The organism is Streptomyces sp. NPDC048171 (assembly GCF_043202655.1).
Lineage (GTDB): Bacteria > Actinomycetota > Actinomycetes > Streptomycetales > Streptomycetaceae > Streptomyces.
The window spans coordinates 166,341-184,122 of the sequence record NZ_JBIDAU010000003.1 but is presented as its reverse complement, the minus strand read 5'-3'; the positions used below and the strand labels follow the sequence as shown (position 1 = coordinate 184,122).

Below are 17,782 nucleotides of genomic sequence, written 5' to 3'. Positions count from 1 at the left end.
ACGTCATGTCCGATGCCATGTCCGATTTCCGCCAGCCCGGTCCGCCGGACTGGCGGAGACTGGACAGCGTGACCGGGACAGTACAGCGCACAGCGCACGAGGACGGCAGGTACGAGGCCGTACGCAGCCGGGACGCCCGGTTCGACGGCGCGTTCTTCTTCGCCGTGCGCACGACCGGCATCTACTGCCGGCCCAGCTGCCCGGCGGTCACGCCGAAGCGGAGCAACGTGCGTTTCTTCGCGACGGCGGCCGCCGCGCAGGGCTCGGGGTTCCGGGCCTGCCGTCGGTGCCGCCCCGACGCCGTGCCGGGCTCGGCGGACTGGAACGTCCGCGCCGACGTCGTCGGCCGGGCCATGCGGCTGATCGGGGACGGCGTCGTCGACCGCGAGGGCGTCGCCGGACTCGCCGTCCGCCTCGGCTACAGCGCCCGCCAGGTGCAGCGGCAGCTCACCGCCGAGCTGGGCGCCGGGCCCGTCGCCCTCGCCCGGGCCCAGCGGGCGCACACCGCGCGCGTCCTGCTGCAGACCACCGGGCTGCCGGTCACCGAGATCGCCTTCGCCTCCGGGTTCGCCAGCGTGCGGCAGTTCAACGACACCATCCGGGCCGTGTACGCGGCCACCCCGAGCGACGTCCGCGCCGCCGCCCCGGCGGCCGACCGGGCCGCCTCCCGGCGCGCCGCCACCCCGTCCGCCGGCGTCCCGCTGCGCCTCGCCCACCGCGGCCCCTACCAGGCCGGACCCGTCTTCGACCTGCTCCAGCGGGAGGCCCTCGCCGGCGTGGAGGAGGTCAGCGGCCCGCCCGGCCGGCGCCGCTACCGGCGCACCCTGCGGCTCCCGTACGGCACCGGCATCGTCGCCGTCGAGGAGCGCACACGCGTCCAGGGCAACGGCGGCGGCTGGCTCGACGCCCGCCTCCACCTCACCGACCTGCGCGACCTGACCACCTCCGTGCAGCGCCTGCGGCGGCTCTTCGACCTGGACGCCGACCCGTACGCCGTGGACGAACGCCTCGGCGCCGACCCCCGCCTCGCCCCCCTGGTCGCCGCCCGCCCCGGGCTGCGCTCACCCGGCACCGCAGACCCCGACGAACTCGCCGTCCGGGCCCTGGCCGGGCGCGCGGCCGCCGAGCGGCTGGTCCAGCGGTACGGCAAGGCCCTCGACGCGCCCTGCGGCACCCTCACCCACCTCTTCCCCGAACCGGCGGTCCTCGCCGCCACCGAGCCGGACGGCCCCGTGGGCGCGCTCGCCGCCGCCCTCGCCGACGGCACCGTACGCCTGGACCCGGGCGCCGACCGGGACGACGCCGAACGCGCCCTGCTCGCCGTGCCCGGCATGGACGCCCGGACGGCCGCGGTCGTCCGCACCCGTGCGCTCGGCGACCCCGACACCGCCCCGCCCGACCCGACCGTGCCCGACAGCTGGCGCCCCTGGCGCTCGTACGCTGTGAACCACCTGCGCGCCGCAGGAGACTGGGAGCAGGACCGATGACCACGACCACCACCGGCACGTCCGTGACGTACTGGACCGAGACCGGCAGCCCCGTCGGACCGCTGCTCCTCACCGCGGCCCCGGACGGCGCGCTCACCTCGCTGTCCGTGCCCGGGCAGAAGGGCGGCCGGAGCGTCCAGGACGGCTGGCGGCACAACACCGGGCCCTTCCGGGCGGCCGAGGAGCAGCTCGCCGCCTACTTCGCCGGGGAGCTGACGGACTTCCGGCTGCCGCTGCGCACCGAGGGCACCGCCTTCCGGGAACGGGTGTGGGCCGCCCTCGACGACGTCCCCTACGGGGCGACCGCCACGTACGGCGAGATCGCGGCGCGCATCGGTGCCTCCCGGCCCGCGGTCCGCGCCGTCGGCGGCGCGATCGGCGCCAACCCGCTGCTCATCCTCCGGCCCTGCCACCGGGTGATCGGCGCCGACGGCTCGCTGACCGGATACGCGGGCGGCCTGGACCGCAAGACCCGGCTGCTCACCCTGGAGGGAGCCCTCCGGGACGGCTTCGGCCGCTCCTAGCCGCCGGCCAGTACCGCTCCCACCCACGCCCCGGTGATCAGCAGGCAGGCGAACAACTCCGCCAGAACGTCGGCGCCGCCCGAGCGCATCGCCGTCCGCAGCGCCGCCTTCGCCTCGCCGTGCCGGCCGAGCCGCAGCCGCTCGGCGAGGTAGATGCCGCCCATGAAGCCGGGGATCGCGCCGAGCACCGGGACCAGGACGAAGCCGACGACCGCGCCCACGCCGCCGTACGCGGTGAGCCGCCGCATCGCCTCGTCCCGGCGGCGCCTGCGGGTCGGCAGCGCCCAGCGCACCGCCTGGGCCAGCAGCAGGACGACGGTGGCGCCGACGAGTACGGCCCAGGCGAGCGGTTGCGGATCCTTCAGCGCCCACCACAGGACCCCGGCCCACACCAGCCACGACCCGGGCACGCCGGGAAACAGGACGCCGCACAGCCCGAGCAGAATGACCAGGCCGGTCAGCAGGAGGTCCCACGCTCCCATCTGTCCAGGGTGCCGGAGTCCGGCCCGGTCCGCAGATGTCCGGCGCATGGGCGAGGCCGGGAGCGGCCCGCCGGGGGTCAGCCCTGCCTGGCGACCCAGCCCCTCTCGTACGCGTGCCAGCCCAGCTGGAGCCGGGTCGTGACCCCGGTCAGTTCCATCAGGCGCTTCACCCGGCGCTGTACGGTCCGCAGGCCCAGGTCGAGCTGTTTGGCGACGCTGGCGTCGGTCAGCCCCGCCAGCAGCAGGGAGAGGATCTCCAGATCGGTGCCGTCGGGGCCTTCCGGGCCGTGCTCGGTCACGCCGGAGGCGCCCAGGCGCAGCGGCAGCGCCTCCCGCCACACCGCCTCGAACAGGCCCGACAGCAGCTCCAGGAGCCCGCTGGCGTGCACCACCAGCGCGGCGGGCTCCGCGGAGCGCGCGGTGAGCGGCACCAGGGCGAGCGCCCGGTCGGCGACCACCAGCTTGGTCGGCACCCGGTCCACCACCCTCACCTGCTCGTCCCGGCCCAGCGCGGCGCTCAGCTCGACGATGCCGGTCGGCTGGTCCAGCACCGACCGCTCGACCACCACCCGGTAGCGGACACCGCGGCCGGTGGCCTGCTCCTCCGCGTCGTTCTCCATGCCGGTGACGGCGACCGGGTTGCCGGTGACCAGCGCGCACACCTCCTCGGTCGCGCCCAGCTGGAGCTGGAGGAAACGCCGGGCGACCGCCGCGCCGCCGGTCACCACCTCCACCAGGTCGTGCACCGCGGGCTCGGCCGCCGCCGCCCGGTACTCCTCGGCCAGCAGCGCCGCCGCCAGCTCCGCCTTCTCCAGTTCGTGCCGCTGCTGGGTGAGCAGCGCGCCCAGCGCCACGCCCGGCGGCGCGGCGACCCAGCGGCCGGGGCGGCCCGAGGACTGGGCCGCCAGACCGTTCTGCTCCAGCCTGCGCAGCGCGTGCTCGGTGTCCCCCTCACCCAGCGCCAGCCGCCTGGCCAGGTCGGGCACGTCGGCGGCGCCCAGGGACACCAGCGCCCGGTACGCCGACTCGTGCGTGTCCTCCAGCCCCAGCACTCCCAGCATCAGCCGTCGTCCCTCCCCGAGAACCAGCGACCGTGGCGGAAAACGGCCACGGCGCAAACCCGCCTCCGCACATCATCGCCGTACCGCCGGTCACTCTGCCAAGGTGGCGACGCCGGGCGGTTCTCCCGTGGGGGGTGGGACCGCTCGGCCACTTCACCTCGCAACCCTGTTCCAGCAGTCCCGCGACACGCCGCCCGGCGCGTGCCGGTCCGCCGGAATTTCCCGATGCCCCGTTTCCATCCCGCTCCTTCGGTGGACAATCAGGAGCATGAGTCAGCAGGGGGGAAGGCCCACCGGTCCTGAGGACGACTGGTGGGGGCAGCTGTACGACGACTCCACCGACGACACCGGCCCCACGGCCGCACCGGATTCCCTGGACGACCGCTTCGCCTCGGCGTCCGGCACGGTGACGGACGGCTCGGGCAACGGTCCGCCCGCCGTCCCCGGCCCCCGGACCGACTCCCACCGGGAGCCTCCACCCACGCCACCGGCCGCCCCGTCGAACCTCCCGCCCCCACCGGCCGGGAGCCCGGCGCCCTCGCGCCCGGACCACCCGCGATCCCCCGCGCCACCGCCGGCCGCCGCACAGCCGGCGGACGGCTCACACCCGGCCGCGCCCCGAGACGGCGTACAGCGCGCGGACGGCCCGGAGTCCGCCCCCTCCCCGGGCACCTCACGCCCGCCACGGCCCCCGGCCCCACCACCGTCGGCGCCGCCCCCGGCCGGTTCGCGGCCCCCGGATCCACCGCACCCCGGCACGTCGTCCCCCGGGCGCCCGCAGCCCGCGCCGCCCTGGCAGCCCCTGCCCTTCGCGTCCCCGTCCCCGAGGCCCGAGCCGCCCGCGCCGCCATCGGTGCCCGGGCAGCCGCGTGGGCGTACCGCCTCCGGGAGTGGGCCCGCGGATCTTCGGGAGCCGCCGGAGGTGGGGCTGCCGCCGTTGCCGCCGCCGTTCCTTCCCTCGGTGGCGCCGCGGCCGCTGCCGGAACCGGGCGCCGGTCCCGCGCGGGACTTCGTCGGGTCCGGGCCGCCCACCTACGACCCCGAGCCCACCGCCCTGCCGGCCGCCGACCCCGACGGGCTCGACGACCTGGTGCCGGACACCGTGCTGGACGGCGCCCGGTACGGGACGTGCACCCTGCGGGCCGTCTCGGTGCGCGGCGACTCCGCCCGGTACCGGGGCGAGCCGCGGCGCGACGCGCTGCTCGTCGCCCGGTTCGGCGCGGGCGAGCACGCGCTGGTCCTGGTGGCGATGGCCACCGGCACCCGTGCGACCGCCGGGGCGCACCGGGCGGCGGCCGAGGTCTGCCGGTGGATCGGAGCCGCCGTGGGCCGCAGCCACGCCCGGCTCGCCGAGGACCTGCGGGCCGCCCGGCGCGGTGACCTCAAGTCCGGCCTGCACCGCCTCACCGACCGCAGCCTCGGCCGGCTCCGCGCGGGCGCCGCCGAACAGGGCCTGTCCCCGCAGGAGTACGCCGCCTCCCTGCGCTGCCTGATACTCCCCGCCGACCCCGCCTGCCGGACCAGGGTGTTCTTCGGCGTCGGACCCGGCGGGCTGCTGAGGCTGCGCGACGGCACCTGGCGGGACATGGAGCCGACCGCGGGCGACGTCACCGGTGAGCCCGTCCTCGGCTTCGGCTCGCTGCCCAGGGGAACGCCCGCCGACCGGCCGAGCGAGACGCCCGACGGCGACCGGCTCACCATGGACCTCGGCGTCACCGCGCCCCCGGGCCCGTACGACGCGCCGCCCCCCGACGAGCCGCCCCGCCGGCCGTTCCGCTTCCGGGCCTCCGTAGCCCGCCCGGGTGACGTGCTGCTGATGTGCACCACGGGCCTGGCCGAGCCCATGCTGACCGAGCCCGAGCTGGGCGGGCTCCTCGCCCGGCGGTGGACGGGCCGCACCCCGCCGGGACTCGGGGAGTTCCTCGCCGACACCGGAGTACGGGTCAAGGGGTACGCGGACGACCGTACGGCGGCCGCCGTTTGGGAGGCGTGAGGCCGCTCGCTGTGCCATACGTAGAGCCATGGCCAAACAGAACGTCGCGGAACAGTTCGTCGACATCCTCACCCGCGCCGGGGTCGAACGCCTCTACGGAGTCGTCGGCGACAGCCTCAACCCGGTCGTGGATGCCGTGCGCCGGCACAAGGGCATCGAATGGGTGCACGTCCGGCACGAGGAGACCGCCGCCTTCGCCGCCGGCGCGGAGGCCCAGATCACCGGGAAGCTGGCCGCGTGCGCCGGCTCCTGCGGCCCCGGCAACCTCCACCTCATCAACGGGCTCTACGACGCCCACCGCTCCATGGCCCCCGTCCTCGCCCTCGCCTCGCAGATCCCGTCCAGCGAGATCGGCCTGGGCTTCTTCCAGGAGACCCACCCCGACCAGCTGTTCCGCGAGTGCAGCCACTACAGCGAGCTGATCTCCAGCCCGAAGCAGATGCCCAGGCTGCTCCAGACCGCCATCCAGCACGCCGTCGGCCAGGGCGGCGTCAGCGTCGTCTCGCTGCCCGGCGACATCGCGGACGAGCCCGCCCCCAAGGAGGCCGCCGAGACGGCACTCGTCACCTCCCGGCCGACCGTCCGCCCCGGCGACGAGGAGATCGACCGCCTGGTGCGGATGATCGACGACGCCGACAAGGTCACCCTGTTCTGCGGCAGCGGCACGGCGGGCGCGCACGCCGAGGTGATGGAGTTCGCCGAGAAGATCAAGTCCCCGGTGGGGCACGCCCTGCGCGGCAAGGAGTGGATCCAGTACGACAACCCGTTCGACGTGGGGATGAGCGGTCTGCTCGGCTACGGCGCGGCCTACGAGGCCACCCACGAGTGCGACCTGCTGATCCTGCTCGGCACGGACTTCCCGTACAACGCGTTCCTGCCCGACGACGTCAAGATCGCCCAGATCGACGTCCGGCCGGAGCACCTGGGCCGGCGTTCCAAGCTGGACCTCGCGGTGTGGGGGGACGCCCGGGAGAGCCTGCGCTGTCTGATCCCGCGGGTGCGGGAGAAGCGGAGCAGGCGCTTCCTCGACCGGATGCTCAAGAAACACGCGGACGCGCTGGAGGGCGTCGTCAAGGCGTACACCCGCAAGGTCGACAAGCACGTCCCGATCCACCCCGAGTACGTGGCCGCCGTACTGGATGACCTGGCCGACGACGACGCGGTGTTCACCGTGGACACCGGCATGTGCAACGTCTGGGCCGCCCGCTACATCTCGCCCAACGGGCGGCGCCGCATCATCGGTTCGTTCTCGCACGGCTCGATGGCGAACGCGCTGCCGATGGCGATCGGCGCCCAGTTCACCGACCGGCGCCGGCAGGTGGTCTCCATGTCCGGCGACGGCGGGTTCACCATGCTCATGGGCGACTTCCTCACCCTCGTCCAGCACGACCTGCCGGTGAAGGTCGTCCTGTTCAACAACTCCTCGCTCGGCATGGTGGAGTTGGAGATGCTGGTCGCGGGCCTGCCCTCGCACGGCGTGGCGAACCGGAACCCGGACTTCGCCGCGGTCGCCGAGGCGTGCGGCGCGTTCGGCGTGCGGGTGGAGAAGCCCAAGGATCTGGCGGGGGCGCTGAAGGCCGCCTTCAGGCACAAGGGCCCGGCCCTCGTCGACGTCGTCACCGACCCCAACGCGCTGTCCATCCCGCCGAAGATCAGCGCCGACATGGTCACCGGATTCGCGCTGTCCGCCTCCAAGATCGTCCTGGACGGCGGGGTCGGGCGCATGCTCCAGATGGCCCGCTCGAACCTGCGCAACGTGCCGCGGCCGTGACCGGACGTGGCGGTCGCCGCCAATCGGTATGACTGCCGGGCGCCCGAACGGGCAAGGCTTCCCCCGTGAAGATGTTCGACCGTGAACATGCTCGACCAGAAGGGGGAGACGACATCAGCACGCCGACGGGGGACATGAGGAAGCGGGCGGCGCCGGACCTCAGGCGGCGGCTCGGCCGGGCGGACCTGCGGGCGGTGCCCGAGGCCCGGCGGGCCCTGCGCGAGCTGCTGCGGCACTGGGGCGGGCCCGGACAGTCGGAGATCGCCGAACTGCTCACCAGCGAGCTGGTGACCAACGCGCTGGTCCACACCGACGAGGGCGCCGTCCTGACCGCCACGGTCGGCCCGCAGGCGCTGCGCGTCGAGGTGCGGGACTACGTCGGCCGGCCGCCCCGGCCGCGCACCCCCGACCCGGAGGAGAGCACCAACGGCAGAGGTCTGGTCCTGGTGCGCTCGCTGGCCGACGACTGGGGCGTACGGCCCTGCGAGGTGGGCAAGTCGGTCTGGTTCGAGCTGGACGCCGAAGCCGCCTGAGGCACCGGCGAACCGGCGCCTCAGGCGGCTTCACGTCGGTGTGCGGTCCGTCAGCCGAACTGCTGCTCCAGGTCCTTGAGCTTGCGCTCCAGGGAGTCCAGGCGCGGCAGGGCCTGGGTGTCGTCCTCCGCGGTGAGGTCGACGGTGACCTGCTCGGTCCCGCCCCGCACCGGCTGGAGGGAGGGGCGCTGGCGTACCGGCAGCTCAGGAGCCGATATCGCAGGCTCCGCGGTGGCGCGCTCGGTGCCCCGCTCCACCTGCTGCACCTCGACCTCGACCTGACGGCCGCCGCGGCCGGGGAAGCCCCGGTGGCCGTGGCCCCGGCTGATCGCCTTGAGCTGCGCCCGCTCCAGGCGCTCCTGCTCGCGCCGCCGCTGCTTGGTCTCCTCCTTCTGGCGCCGGTCGTCGCGCACCTCCTCGACCGCCTCGTCGAGGCTGCGCACGCCCTCGAGGAGCATCAGCGACCAGGCGCGGTACGTCTCCCGGGGCGCCCGCAGCCAGCGCACCATGCGGATCTGCGGCAGCGGGCGCGGCACCAGGCCCTGCTCGCGCAGCGCGGCCCGGCGGGTCTGCTTGAGGGCCCGGTCGAACAGCACGGCCGCCGACAGGGACATGCCCGCGAAGAAGTGCGGGGCACCCGCGTGGCCGAGGCCGCGGGGCGCGTGCACCCAGTTGAACCAGGCCGCGGCGAACGCGAAGGTCCACACGAGTATGCGCGAGCCGAGCGCCGCGTCACCGTGGCTGGCTTCGCGCACCGCGAGCACGGAGCAGAACATCGCCGCCCCGTCGAGGCCGAACGGGACCAGGTACTGCCAGCCGCCGCTCAGGCCGAGGTTCTGCTCGCCGAAGCCGACCAGACCGTGGAAGGAGAGCGCCGCGGCGACCGCGGCACAGCAGAAGAGCAGGACGTAGGAGACGGTGCCGTACAGGGCCTCCTTGCGCCTGCGCCGCTCCTCCATCCGCTCCCACGAGTCGTCCGCGCCCGCGTCCTTCCCCGGGGCACGCTTGCCGCGCGCGAGCACCGCCACCGCCGCCAGCATGCCCAGGAGCAGCACGGCGCCCGGAAGCAGCCAGTTCAGCGATATGTCGGTCAATCTCATCTGGGGTCCCTTGCAGTGGGATAGGGCGTAACGCCCGCCATGGTGGCCCAAACCCAGCGGCCCTCAGAGGGTTTCGGGGCAAGAGGCCGCCAAGGGAGTGCGAGGGGGTGCCCAGGGCGGCGTTCTGCTCGAACTGCCGCATGAGGGGCGGGAGTTGAGTTCGAATAAGACTACCCGTACGAGTGGTTCGGCGGAAACCTGCCGCGACGCGTGGGGGAGTTGTGAATCGACGTCGGGGATCCTAGCCGACGATCTTGGAGAGGAGGGTGCGGGGTGCCGCTCAACCCGCCGTGGCGAGCAGCTTGTTCACCCGGTCCGCGTCGCAGGTGCGCGGGCAGGTGGCGCAGGTGTCCTCGGGGCGCAGGGTGTAGAACATGCAGCAGCTCGCCCGGTCCCGGGTGTGCAGCGGTTCGCCGTCCGGCCCCTTGAGCTCGCGGAAGGCCGCGTCGCCGACGTACGGCTTGGTCGCGCCCGGCAGCAGCAGTTCCAGCTCGTGCCGCGCCCGCTCCTGTTCGCCCAGCAGGTGGGCGACGTACCACAGGCCCTCCACGACCTCGTCGGTCGCCATGCCCCACAGGGCACGTCCGCGCCGCCGCATGCGGGGGCCGAATCCGGCCAGGACCGGCTCCAGGTGCTCGGCGACCGAGGCCCGCACCTCGGCGCGCAGCGCCTCCTCGTCGGCGACCACCCGGGCGCCGGGCAGCGCGGCGGCCGGGTCACCGGGCAGACAGGCGAAGCCGGCGCCGCGCACCGCCATGCGGCCCAGCGGGAGACCGTCGGCGGTGCGGTCGTAGGCGACGTGGGCCGCGGGGTAGCGGGGGACCCTGCGGTGCAGGAACCACGGCACGGTGATCAGCAGGCAGGCGGGCCACGCGTACCGGTGCAGTCCGAAGCTCGCGATCACGTCCGGGCGGGCGCGCTGCCCGTAGTCCCGCAGCACCTGCGCCTCGTCCCAGGCGAGGAAGTCCGCAAGCTCCGCCCCGCCCGCGGCGAGCGCGTCGCCGCCGACCCAGCCACCGCCCCGCGGGACCTCGCCGCCGGCGTCCAGCTCGGTGACGCCCAGTCCCGGAAGGGCCTCCGACAGGCGCGCGTACGCGTCCGTGAGGGCCGTGCGGGCGACAGGCATGCGGGACCACCGATCCGAACCGGAAGAACGGGCTGCTTAAAGGTAAGCCTTACCTTACCCGCAATGTTTGGGATTTGAACTGACGGCCCCTGCCCTTATGGTGCTTGACGGACAGGCGACAACCCGCCGTAATGACCCCAAGTACCGACACGTCCCACAGGAGGACCCGTGAGGCCCAGCGCGCAGGGTGCCCCTGAGGCGGGGGCCGCCGCCCAGGTGCGGGTGCCGGCCCAGCCACGGGCCGCGGACGTGGACCGGGCGGGAATCGCGGACCGGGCCAGGACGCGCGGCGCCGGCGAACCGGTCGCCACCGCGCGCGGCGAGCACACCCACGGCGAACCCGCGCCGCCCCGCCCGCGCCCCCTCGTCCAGCGCTCATCCGTACGCGGGCAGATCCTCGACGCCCTGCGCACCGCGCTGGTCACCGGCGAGCTGCGGCCCGGCGAGGTCTACTCGGGGCCCGCGCTCGGCGAACGCTTCGGAGTCTCGGCCACCCCCGTACGGGAGGCCATGCAGCAGCTCGCCCTGGAGGGCGCCGTCGAGGTCGTCCCCAACCGGGGCTTCCGCGTCGTCGAGCGCGGCGACCGCGAACTGGCCGAGCTGGCCGAGGTCCGGGCGCTGATCGAGGTCCCGGTGTGGCTGCGCCTGGCCCGCACGGTGCCCGCCGAGCGCTGGGCTCAGCTGCGCCCCCTCGCCGAGGCCGCCGTCCGGGCCGCGTCCGCCGGCTGCCCGGCCACCTACGCCGAGGCCGACCGCGCCTTCCACCGCGCGGTGCTCGCGCTGGCCGGCAACGACCAGCTCGTGCGCATCGCCGGCGACCTGCACCGCCGCGCCCAGTGGCCGCCGGCCGGCACCCCCGCTCCACGCGGCCGGGCCGACCTGATCGCCGACGCGCACGAGCACACGGCCCTGCTGGACGCGCTGATCGCCGGCGACCAGGACCTGGTGCGGACCCTGGTGGGGGAGCACTTCACCGGGGCCCGCTGAGCGCGGGCGCCCCAGGGACACCCCCGCCCGTTACGGGACCTCCTGCCGTTCCGTGCGGCCGGCCGGTACGCGCTTGCCGTTCTTCCCCGGTTCGCCGGACCTCCCGGAGCGGGATCCCGCCGCGCGGCCGTGCAGCGCGATGGCCAGCGGGGAGGCGGTGAAGACCGACGAGTACGTGCCGACCGCGACGCCGATCAGCAGCGCGAGCGCGAAGTCGGTGAGCGAGCCGTCGGCGAGGACCGCCAGCGAGGCGAGGATGAGCACCGCGCCCATGCCCGTGTTGACCGTGCGCGGCAGGGTCTGCAGGATCGCGTCGTTGGTGAGCCGGTCGAACGGTGTCCTCCGCTCCCGGCCCAGCAGCTCCCGGACGCGGTCGAACAGCACCACCGAGTCGTTGACCGAGTAGCCGATCACGGTCAGCAGCGCGGCCAGGAACACCCCGTCCACCGGCTTGCCCAGCCAGGCGAACACACCCACCAGGACGACCACGTCGTGGGCGAGCGCGCCGACCGCCGCCGTGCCGAACAGCAGGCGGAACCGGGCCGCGAGGTACGCCAGCTGGGCGGCCAGGGCCAGGCCGAGGGCGATCAGGGCGTCCCGGCGCAGCTCCTCGCCGAGGCTCGGACCGATCAGCTCGTCGCGGATCCGCTCCGCCCCGCCGCCCACATCGGCGACGGTCCGGGTGACGGTCGCCGCCTCGGCGTCGGTCAGTTCCTCCGTGCGCACCGTGAGGCCGCTGTCGCCGGAGGACTGGACGACGGCGCGCGGGAAGCCCGCGTCGGCGAGGGCGTCGCGGGCCCGGTCGGGATCGACCCGGGTGGCGGTGGAGTACTCGACGAGCCGCCCGCCGGTGAACTCGATGCCGAAGTCCAGGCCCCGCACCAGGATGCCGGCGCCCGCCACCACGAGGACGGCCGTCGAGGCCGCCAGCCAGCGACGCGGGCGGCGCATCAGGAACGGGTCGCGGCGCAGCAGGGCGTCACGGACCGGACCGGTGGAGGAGATGCCGGTGACGCGCGGGCGGCGCAGGACGGCCGGGCGGCCCGCGGCGAACTCGGCCAGCACGCGGGTGATCACCAGCGCGCTGACCATGGAGGCCAGCACACCGATCCCGAGGGTGACGCCGAAGCCCTTCACCGGGCCGGAGGCCAGGAAGAACAGCAGGGCGGCGGCGATCAGCGTGGTGATGTTGGAGTCGGCGATCGCGCTGAAGGCGCTGCGGAAACCGGCGGTGAGCGCCGACCGCGTGCTCGGACGGGTGCGGGCGGCCTGTTCCTCGCGGGCCCGTTCGAAGACGAGGACGTTGGCGTCCACCGCCATGCCGATCGACAGGACGAAGCCGGCCAGGCCGGGCAGGGTGAGGGTCGCGCCGACCGCGGCCAGGGCGGCGTAGGAGATCAGGCCGTAGCAGAGCAGGGCCACGGTCGCCAGGGCGCCCATGAGCCGGTAGACGGCGACGATGAACAGCGCGGTCAGCGCGGTTCCGACGACGGCGGCCCAGGCGCCGGCCGAGATCGCCTCGTCGCCCAGGGTCGCGCCGATGGTGCGCTGCTCGATGGTCTCGACCGGCACGGGCAGGGCGCCGCCCTTGACGAGCAGGGCCAGTTCGCGGGCCTCCGCGTCGTCGAAGGAGCCGGTGATCTGCGTGGAGCCGCCGGTGATGCCCGCCCCGCAGGCCACGGAGGGGTCGACCTGCGGCGAGGAGATGATCTTGTTGTCGAGCACGATGGCGACCCGGCGCTGCGCGTCGCCGGCCGGGTGGCAGGCCGCCTCGCCGGTCACCCGGGCCCAGCGGTCGCTCCCGGCGTCCTCGAAGTCGACGGTGACGTGCCAGCCCGCGCCGCTCTGCTGGTCGAAGCGGGCGTCGGCGCCCTTGACGTCCTGCCCGGTCAGTGCGGCGTCCGTCAGCCGCAGATACTGCCCGGACTCGTCCGGCACCACCCGCTCGCCGTCCCCGGCGTCCGTGGCGCTCTCCGCCGCGCCGAGCACCGGGTGGACCGTGAGCTGTGCGGTGCGGCCCAGCACGTCCGCGGCCCGCTTCGGGTCCTGTACGCCCGGCAGCTCGACGACGACGCGGTTCTCGCCGGAGCGGACGATGGTCGGCTCGGCGACACCGAGGGCGTCGATGCGGCCGCGCAGCACCTCCACGGTGCGGTCGGTGGCCTCCCGGTCGGCCTCGGTCGTCTCGGTGGACCTGGTCTCCAGCACGATCTGGGTGCCGCCGCGCAGGTCGAGCCCGAGGCGGACCGGCAGGGTCAGGGCGATGGCCACGGACGCGGCCAGCACGGCGAGTGCGACGAGCGCGCGGACGTGCAGGGAACGGGACCGCGAGCGCGTACGGGGGCGGGACGGGGGACGGGAGCGTTTCAACACGGGCCTCCGGCGGGCACGCCGCGGCGGCGGCCGAGCGCGGCCGCGGCGGAAGAAGGGAAAGGTCGGGGGAGCGAGGTGCCTCACGGGCCGGGGGAGAGAGGCGGCGCCCGACCGCTGTCATGGCTGCTGCGGCCGGGGGAGACCGGCACCGGACCCGGCGCGGCCGCGGTCCGTGTGCGTGCCCCGGAGCCGGTGCCCGTGCGGTGCGCGGTGGCGGTCGCCTGGCGGTCGGGTGCCGTCGGGCCCTCGCCCGGCTGGTCGTGCCGGGCCCGGGGCTGGGCGGCGCAGGCCGGCGTGCACCCGTCGTCCGCGTGCGGGTCCGCGGCGGGGTGCGGCACCGCCGTGGCGGCGGCCGCCGCGAGCGGACCACCGGGACCCGCATGGACGCCGACGGCGGGCCAGGCGGGGACCAGCGGCAGCAGGACACCGAGCAGGACGGTCAGTACGAGCGACAGCCGCCGGCGCATGCACCGTCCTCTTTCGTTGTGGGCGGATGGGCCTGGGGAGCCCGGGGTTCCGGGTGCCGTCAGGGCTCGATGAGACCGGCGCGAATGGCATACCGGGTCAGGTCCAGGCGGTCGCGCAGGCCCAGCTTGTGCAGCAGGTTCGCCCGGTGCCGCTGGACGGTCTTGACGCTGATGAAGAGGATCTCGGCGATCTCCTTCGAGGAGTGGCCCTCGGCGACGAGCTTGAGAACCTCCTCCTCGCGCGGGGTGACGACGTGGTCCGCGCTCTCCTCGCCGTGCCGGACCCGGTCCAGGTAGTTGCGGATCAGGGCGGTCACGGCGCCCGGGTACAGGAAGGGCTCGTCGCGCATCGCGGCGCGGCAGGCGGCGACCAGGTCGCGGTCGGCGACCGACTTGAGCACGTATCCGCAGGCCCCCGACTTCAGAGCCTGGAACAGGTACTGCTCGTTGTCGTGCATCGTGAGCATCAGGATGCGCAGCTCCGGCCGGAGCGCGGACAGCTCGCGGGCGGCCTGGAGGCCGGTGAGGCGGGGCATCGCGATGTCCAGGACCGCGAGGTCGGCGTCGTGCGCGCGCGCCATGTCGATGGCCTCGGCGCCGTCCCCGGCCTCCGCGACCACCTCCAGGTCCGGCTCCCGGTCGAGGATCAGGCGCACACCGCGGCGTACCAGCGCGTGGTCGTCGGCGAGCAGGATGCGGATCTTCGGGTCGGACATGGTCAGGGCTGCTTCCTGGGGACGGGGGCGGTGAGCCGGATCCGGGTGCCGGCCTCCGGCGCCGAGGTGATGTCGAGGTCGGCCCCGATCAGCAGGGCCCGTTCGCGCATGCCGCGGATGCCGGCGCCCTCGCACGCCGCCTCCATGCCGCGGCCGTCGTCGGCGATGGTGAGGGTCACCGCACCGTCGGCGGGGGAGAGGCTCACCTCGAGCCGCCCGGCGTCCGCGTGCCGGGCGGTGTTGGTCATGCTCTCCTGCGCCACGCGGTAGAGGACCAGTTCGGTCTCCGGGTCCAGGTCGGGCAGATCCGTGTCGAAGCGCCGCACCACCCGCAGACCGGTGTGGGCGGCGAAGTCGTGCGTCAGCGAGGACAGCGCGCTGATCAGGCCCAGGTCGTCCAGCACGCCGGGCCGCAGCCGCCGTACCAGGCGCCGTACCTCGTCGAGGCTCTCCCGGGTGATCTCCTGAGCCTGCTGCAGCTCCTCGCGCAGGGGCTCGTGGGCGTCGTCCGCCGCGCGGCCCAGGACCAGCAGGATCGCGGTCATGCTCTGCCCGACCTCGTCGTGCAGCTCCTGGGCGATGCGCCGCCGCTCCGCCTCCTGGGCGAGCAGCACCCGGGCGGTGCTCGTGGCCCGCTCGTGCTCCAGCCGGTCGAGCATCGCGTTGAAGGTGCGGATCAGCTCGGGCACCTCGCCGCCGCCGGAGACCGGCAGCCGCTGCCCGGGGCGGAGCAGGTCCACCGTGGTCATCAGCCTCGTCAGCCGGTCCAGCGGGGCCAGGCCCCAGCGCAGCAGGGCGCCGTTGGCCACCAGCATCACGGCCAGGCCGCCGACCAGGATGACGGCCTCGGTGAGCAGGACCGGGACGGAGACGGTCACCGGAGCCCACAGCAGCAGTGCCGTGGCGAAGCCCAGCACGACCGCGTTGAGCCCGAAGATCCGCCAGAACAGGGACACCGGGGGTACGCCTCCTTCTGCGACGCTCCGACTGGTACGCCTCCACTGTCGGTCATCGCGCACCCTCGGGAGAGCTGCGGCCCAGGTCGCGACCGCGCAAGCGACCAGCTTCCCCCGTCCGCGGCCGCCGGTCGATGGGGTCCGACCCCCATTTCCCGCCGGCCGCACACCCATCCGGCCGCCCGCGCACGCCGCCGAGTGGGCCCCGCGACCCCGCCGGAATGGGCTCCGCGCCCGATGGGTTTCCCCCCGCGGTCCGGCCATGGTGGGGGAGGACCGGGTCCGAACGGCCCGGCGATCGCCGTACCCGCACTCCGGGAACTCCGCGGACTCCGGAACTCCCAGCACCCCGGAACTCAAGAACTGCGGAACCGCGGAACTCCCGGAACTCCGAGAAAGAAGAATCACCGTGTCGCTCGACGCCCCCCGCACCGAACCCCGCCCCGAGCGGCTGACCGCCCACGAGGCGCGCCGGCGCCTCGAACACGCCCGCGCCACCCGGATGACCCAGCTCCGGGCCCTCGGCGAGAGCGGCCAGGCGGACAGTCAGCTCATCGCCGCGCAGCAGGAGGCCATCGGACGGGTCCTCAAGGAGATCGAGGCGGCCTTCGCCCGCGTCGACGACGGGACCTACGGCGCCTGCCTGGGCTGCGGCAAGCCCGTGCCGGGGGAGCGCCTGGAGATCCTCCCCTATACGCGGCACTGCGTCGCCTGCCAGCGCCGTGCCGCCGCCTGACCCACGCCAGTCCCCGTCTCCCGCCCTGCCCGAGGGGTGAAGTGGTGAACACACAGACCACGGGCCGCCGCGACGTGCGGCTGTCGCCCGAAGACCTCGCCGCGCTCCTGGACAACCTCCACGAGCAGCGGCTCTTCCGCGAGGAACAGGTGCGGCAGCTCGCGGCCGCGCCGCCCCGCACCGACGAGTCGGACCCGCGCGCCTCGGCCGCCCGGACCGAGGTGCGGACCGAGCTCGCGGCCTCCGCGCGCATGGTCCTCGCCGACGTGGAGGCGGCGCTGCGGCGCCTGGCGGAGGGCCGTTACGGCCACTGCCACCTGTGCCGGCGGCCCATCGACCGCGCGCACCTGATGATCGTGCCGCAGGCCCGCTACTGCGCCCGCTGCCGGCAGGTGCGGGAGGCCGGGCGATGACCGCGCTCCGGCCGCGGCGTGCCGTCCCCGGCCGGCACCTCCGGTGGCAGCCGGGTCGCCGGTGCCCCGCCGTCGCCCTCGACCTGGGCAGCGCGCGCACACGCGCCTGGGCCGCCGGGCGCGGCCTGATCCTCGACGTGCCGACGGTGACCTTCCCCGGCGCCGGCGCGGTGTACCCCGTCCAGCGCGGCGCCATCGTCGACGTAGGGGGCACGGCGCGGATGCTCGACCGGCTGCTCGGCCACCGCCTGCCCCGCTTCACCCGGCCGCTGGTGGTGCTGACCGCCCCGGTGCTGGACGGGTACGCCTACCGGAACGCGGCCCGCACGGCCGTCGAGGTGTTGCGGCCGCGCGGCGTGGTCACCGTCCCCGCCGCGCGCGCGGTGGCCCTCGCGGCGGGCGAGGACCTGTCCGCCCCGCTGCTCGTGCTGGACCTCGGCGCGCACCTCACCGAGGCGGTGCTCCTGGTCGACGGCGCCGTCTTCGACGCGCGCCGCACCGCGCTGGGCACCGCGGACGTCGACGACGCGACCCCGGCCGTGCGGATCGGCGAGGCGGTGGCCCACATGACGGCGTCGATGCTGCGGCAGGACCGCACGTCCGTCACCGCCGACGCGCTCTCCCGGGGGCCGCTGCTCGCGGGCGGCGGCGCCCTGCGCCCCGACATCACCCGCCACCTCGCGTACGCCGCCCTGCGCACCGTGCCGGCCCCGCACACGGCGGCCGTCCGCGGCGCCGCGCGACTCCTGGAGGCGCCCGGCGCCGCGCGCCTCCGGAAGGCCCCGCGCTCGCACCCCCGGCCCACGGACACCGGCCCGCCGGGGGACCGCACCGACTGACCCGGCGGCGGCACCCGGCGCACGGGAACGCCCCGCCCTTCGAGGCACCCCCCTCGCCGGGGGGGGGGGGGGGGGGGCCCCCCCGCCCCCGGGGGGGGGGGGGGGGGGGGGGGGGGGGGCGGGGGGGGGGGGGGGGGGGGGGCGGGCGCCCGGGGCCCCCCCCGGCCCGCTCGGGCGGGCCTTGATGGAGTAGAGAAAGTCTTACCGCGCGCGGGAGC

General features: G+C 75.3%; 17 protein-coding genes. 9 read left to right on the top strand and 8 right to left on the bottom strand.

What is annotated here, in order from left to right; genetic code table 11:
* Nucleotides 1-17: 17 nt before the first annotated feature.
* On the top strand, nt 18-1,487 hold the full coding sequence (locus tag ACGF3J_RS09520; RefSeq protein ID WP_393854034.1) for a DNA-3-methyladenine glycosylase 2 family protein: 1,470 nt from the start codon (nt 18-20) through the stop codon (nt 1,485-1,487).
* Nucleotides 1,484-2,011, top strand: coding sequence for a methylated-DNA--[protein]-cysteine S-methyltransferase (locus ACGF3J_RS09515; protein WP_393853787.1), 528 nt, complete (start codon nt 1,484-1,486; stop codon nt 2,009-2,011). Before ACGF3J_RS09520 ends, ACGF3J_RS09515 begins: the two co-directional genes overlap by 4 nt.
* Here ACGF3J_RS09515 and ACGF3J_RS09510 read toward each other — a convergent pair.
* Nucleotides 2,008-2,493: a DUF456 domain-containing protein gene (locus ACGF3J_RS09510; RefSeq protein ID WP_161331614.1), complete on the bottom strand. Its 486-nt coding sequence runs from the start codon at nt 2,491-2,493 to the stop codon at nt 2,008-2,010. The genes ACGF3J_RS09515 and ACGF3J_RS09510 overlap by 4 nt on opposite strands.
* A gap of 77 nt (nt 2,494-2,570) precedes the next feature.
* The gene (locus ACGF3J_RS09505; protein WP_393853786.1) at nt 2,571-3,554 is read right to left on the bottom strand and encodes a helix-turn-helix domain-containing protein; all 984 of its coding nucleotides are present in this window, start codon (nt 3,552-3,554) and stop codon (nt 2,571-2,573) included.
* Nucleotides 3,555-3,822: 268 nt separating this feature from the next.
* Between ACGF3J_RS09505 and ACGF3J_RS09500 the strand changes: the two genes are divergently transcribed.
* From ACGF3J_RS09500 to ACGF3J_RS09490, 3 genes are all read left to right on the top strand, one after another.
* Nucleotides 3,823-5,547 carry a protein phosphatase 2C domain-containing protein gene (locus tag ACGF3J_RS09500; protein ID WP_393853785.1) on the top strand — a complete coding sequence of 575 codons (1,725 nt, stop codon included), beginning with the start codon at nt 3,823-3,825 and terminating at the stop codon, nt 5,545-5,547.
* Nucleotides 5,548-5,575: 28 nt separating this feature from the next.
* Complete coding sequence (locus tag ACGF3J_RS09495; RefSeq protein WP_393853784.1) at nt 5,576-7,318, top strand: pyruvate dehydrogenase; 1,743 nt, start codon at nt 5,576-5,578, stop codon at nt 7,316-7,318.
* A 134-nt stretch (nt 7,319-7,452) separates the two neighbouring features.
* Nucleotides 7,453-7,851 carry an ATP-binding protein gene (locus tag ACGF3J_RS09490; RefSeq protein WP_161330577.1) on the top strand — a complete coding sequence of 133 codons (399 nt, stop codon included), beginning with the start codon at nt 7,453-7,455 and terminating at the stop codon, nt 7,849-7,851.
* Between the two features lie 50 nt (nt 7,852-7,901).
* Here the strand turns inward: ACGF3J_RS09490 and ACGF3J_RS09485 are convergent, their stop codons facing one another.
* A complete protein-coding gene (locus ACGF3J_RS09485) occupies nt 7,902-8,951 on the bottom strand; it encodes a DUF2637 domain-containing protein (RefSeq protein WP_161330576.1) in 1,050 nt (349 codons plus the stop codon).
* 280 nt (nt 8,952-9,231) lie between these two features.
* Nucleotides 9,232-10,077 (bottom strand): (2Fe-2S)-binding protein, encoded by an 846-nt coding sequence (locus ACGF3J_RS09480; RefSeq protein ID WP_393853783.1) that lies wholly within the window; start codon nt 10,075-10,077, stop codon nt 9,232-9,234.
* 168 nt (nt 10,078-10,245) lie between these two features.
* On the opposite strand from ACGF3J_RS09480, the gene ACGF3J_RS09475 reads away from it, so the two are divergent.
* Nucleotides 10,246-11,064 carry a GntR family transcriptional regulator gene (locus ACGF3J_RS09475; RefSeq protein WP_393853782.1) on the top strand — a complete coding sequence of 273 codons (819 nt, stop codon included), beginning with the start codon at nt 10,246-10,248 and terminating at the stop codon, nt 11,062-11,064.
* Nucleotides 11,065-11,094: 30 nt separating this feature from the next.
* Here ACGF3J_RS09475 and secD read toward each other — a convergent pair whose 3' ends face one another.
* The 4 genes from secD to ACGF3J_RS09455 form a co-directional block, all read right to left on the bottom strand.
* On the bottom strand, nt 11,095-13,434 hold the full coding sequence (secD, locus tag ACGF3J_RS09470; RefSeq protein ID WP_393854033.1) for a protein translocase subunit SecD: 2,340 nt from the start codon (nt 13,432-13,434) through the stop codon (nt 11,095-11,097).
* Between the two features lie 83 nt (nt 13,435-13,517).
* Entirely contained in the window at nt 13,518-13,904 is a 387-nt protein-coding gene (locus ACGF3J_RS09465; protein ID WP_393853781.1) for a hypothetical protein, read from the bottom strand.
* A gap of 59 nt (nt 13,905-13,963) precedes the next feature.
* Nucleotides 13,964-14,620 carry a response regulator transcription factor gene (locus ACGF3J_RS09460; RefSeq protein ID WP_237552849.1) on the bottom strand — a complete coding sequence of 219 codons (657 nt, stop codon included), beginning with the start codon at nt 14,618-14,620 and terminating at the stop codon, nt 13,964-13,966.
* Between the two features lie 2 nt (nt 14,621-14,622).
* Entirely contained in the window at nt 14,623-15,576 is a 954-nt protein-coding gene (locus ACGF3J_RS09455; RefSeq protein ID WP_161332480.1) for a sensor histidine kinase, read from the bottom strand.
* A 409-nt stretch (nt 15,577-15,985) separates the two neighbouring features.
* On the opposite strand from ACGF3J_RS09455, the gene ACGF3J_RS09450 reads away from it, so the two are divergent.
* The 3 genes from ACGF3J_RS09450 to ACGF3J_RS09440 are packed head-to-tail and all read left to right on the top strand — an operon-like array spanning nt 15,986 to nt 17,564.
* A complete protein-coding gene (locus ACGF3J_RS09450) occupies nt 15,986-16,312 on the top strand; it encodes a TraR/DksA C4-type zinc finger protein (RefSeq protein WP_393853780.1) in 327 nt (108 codons plus the stop codon).
* Nucleotides 16,313-16,353: 41 nt separating this feature from the next.
* A complete protein-coding gene (locus tag ACGF3J_RS09445) occupies nt 16,354-16,725 on the top strand; it encodes a TraR/DksA family transcriptional regulator (RefSeq protein ID WP_393853779.1) in 372 nt (123 codons plus the stop codon).
* On the top strand, nt 16,722-17,564 hold the full coding sequence (locus ACGF3J_RS09440) for a hypothetical protein (protein WP_393853778.1): 843 nt from the start codon (nt 16,722-16,724) through the stop codon (nt 17,562-17,564). The genes ACGF3J_RS09445 and ACGF3J_RS09440 overlap by 4 nt, the downstream gene beginning before the upstream one ends.
* Nucleotides 17,565-17,782 lie beyond the last annotated feature (218 nt).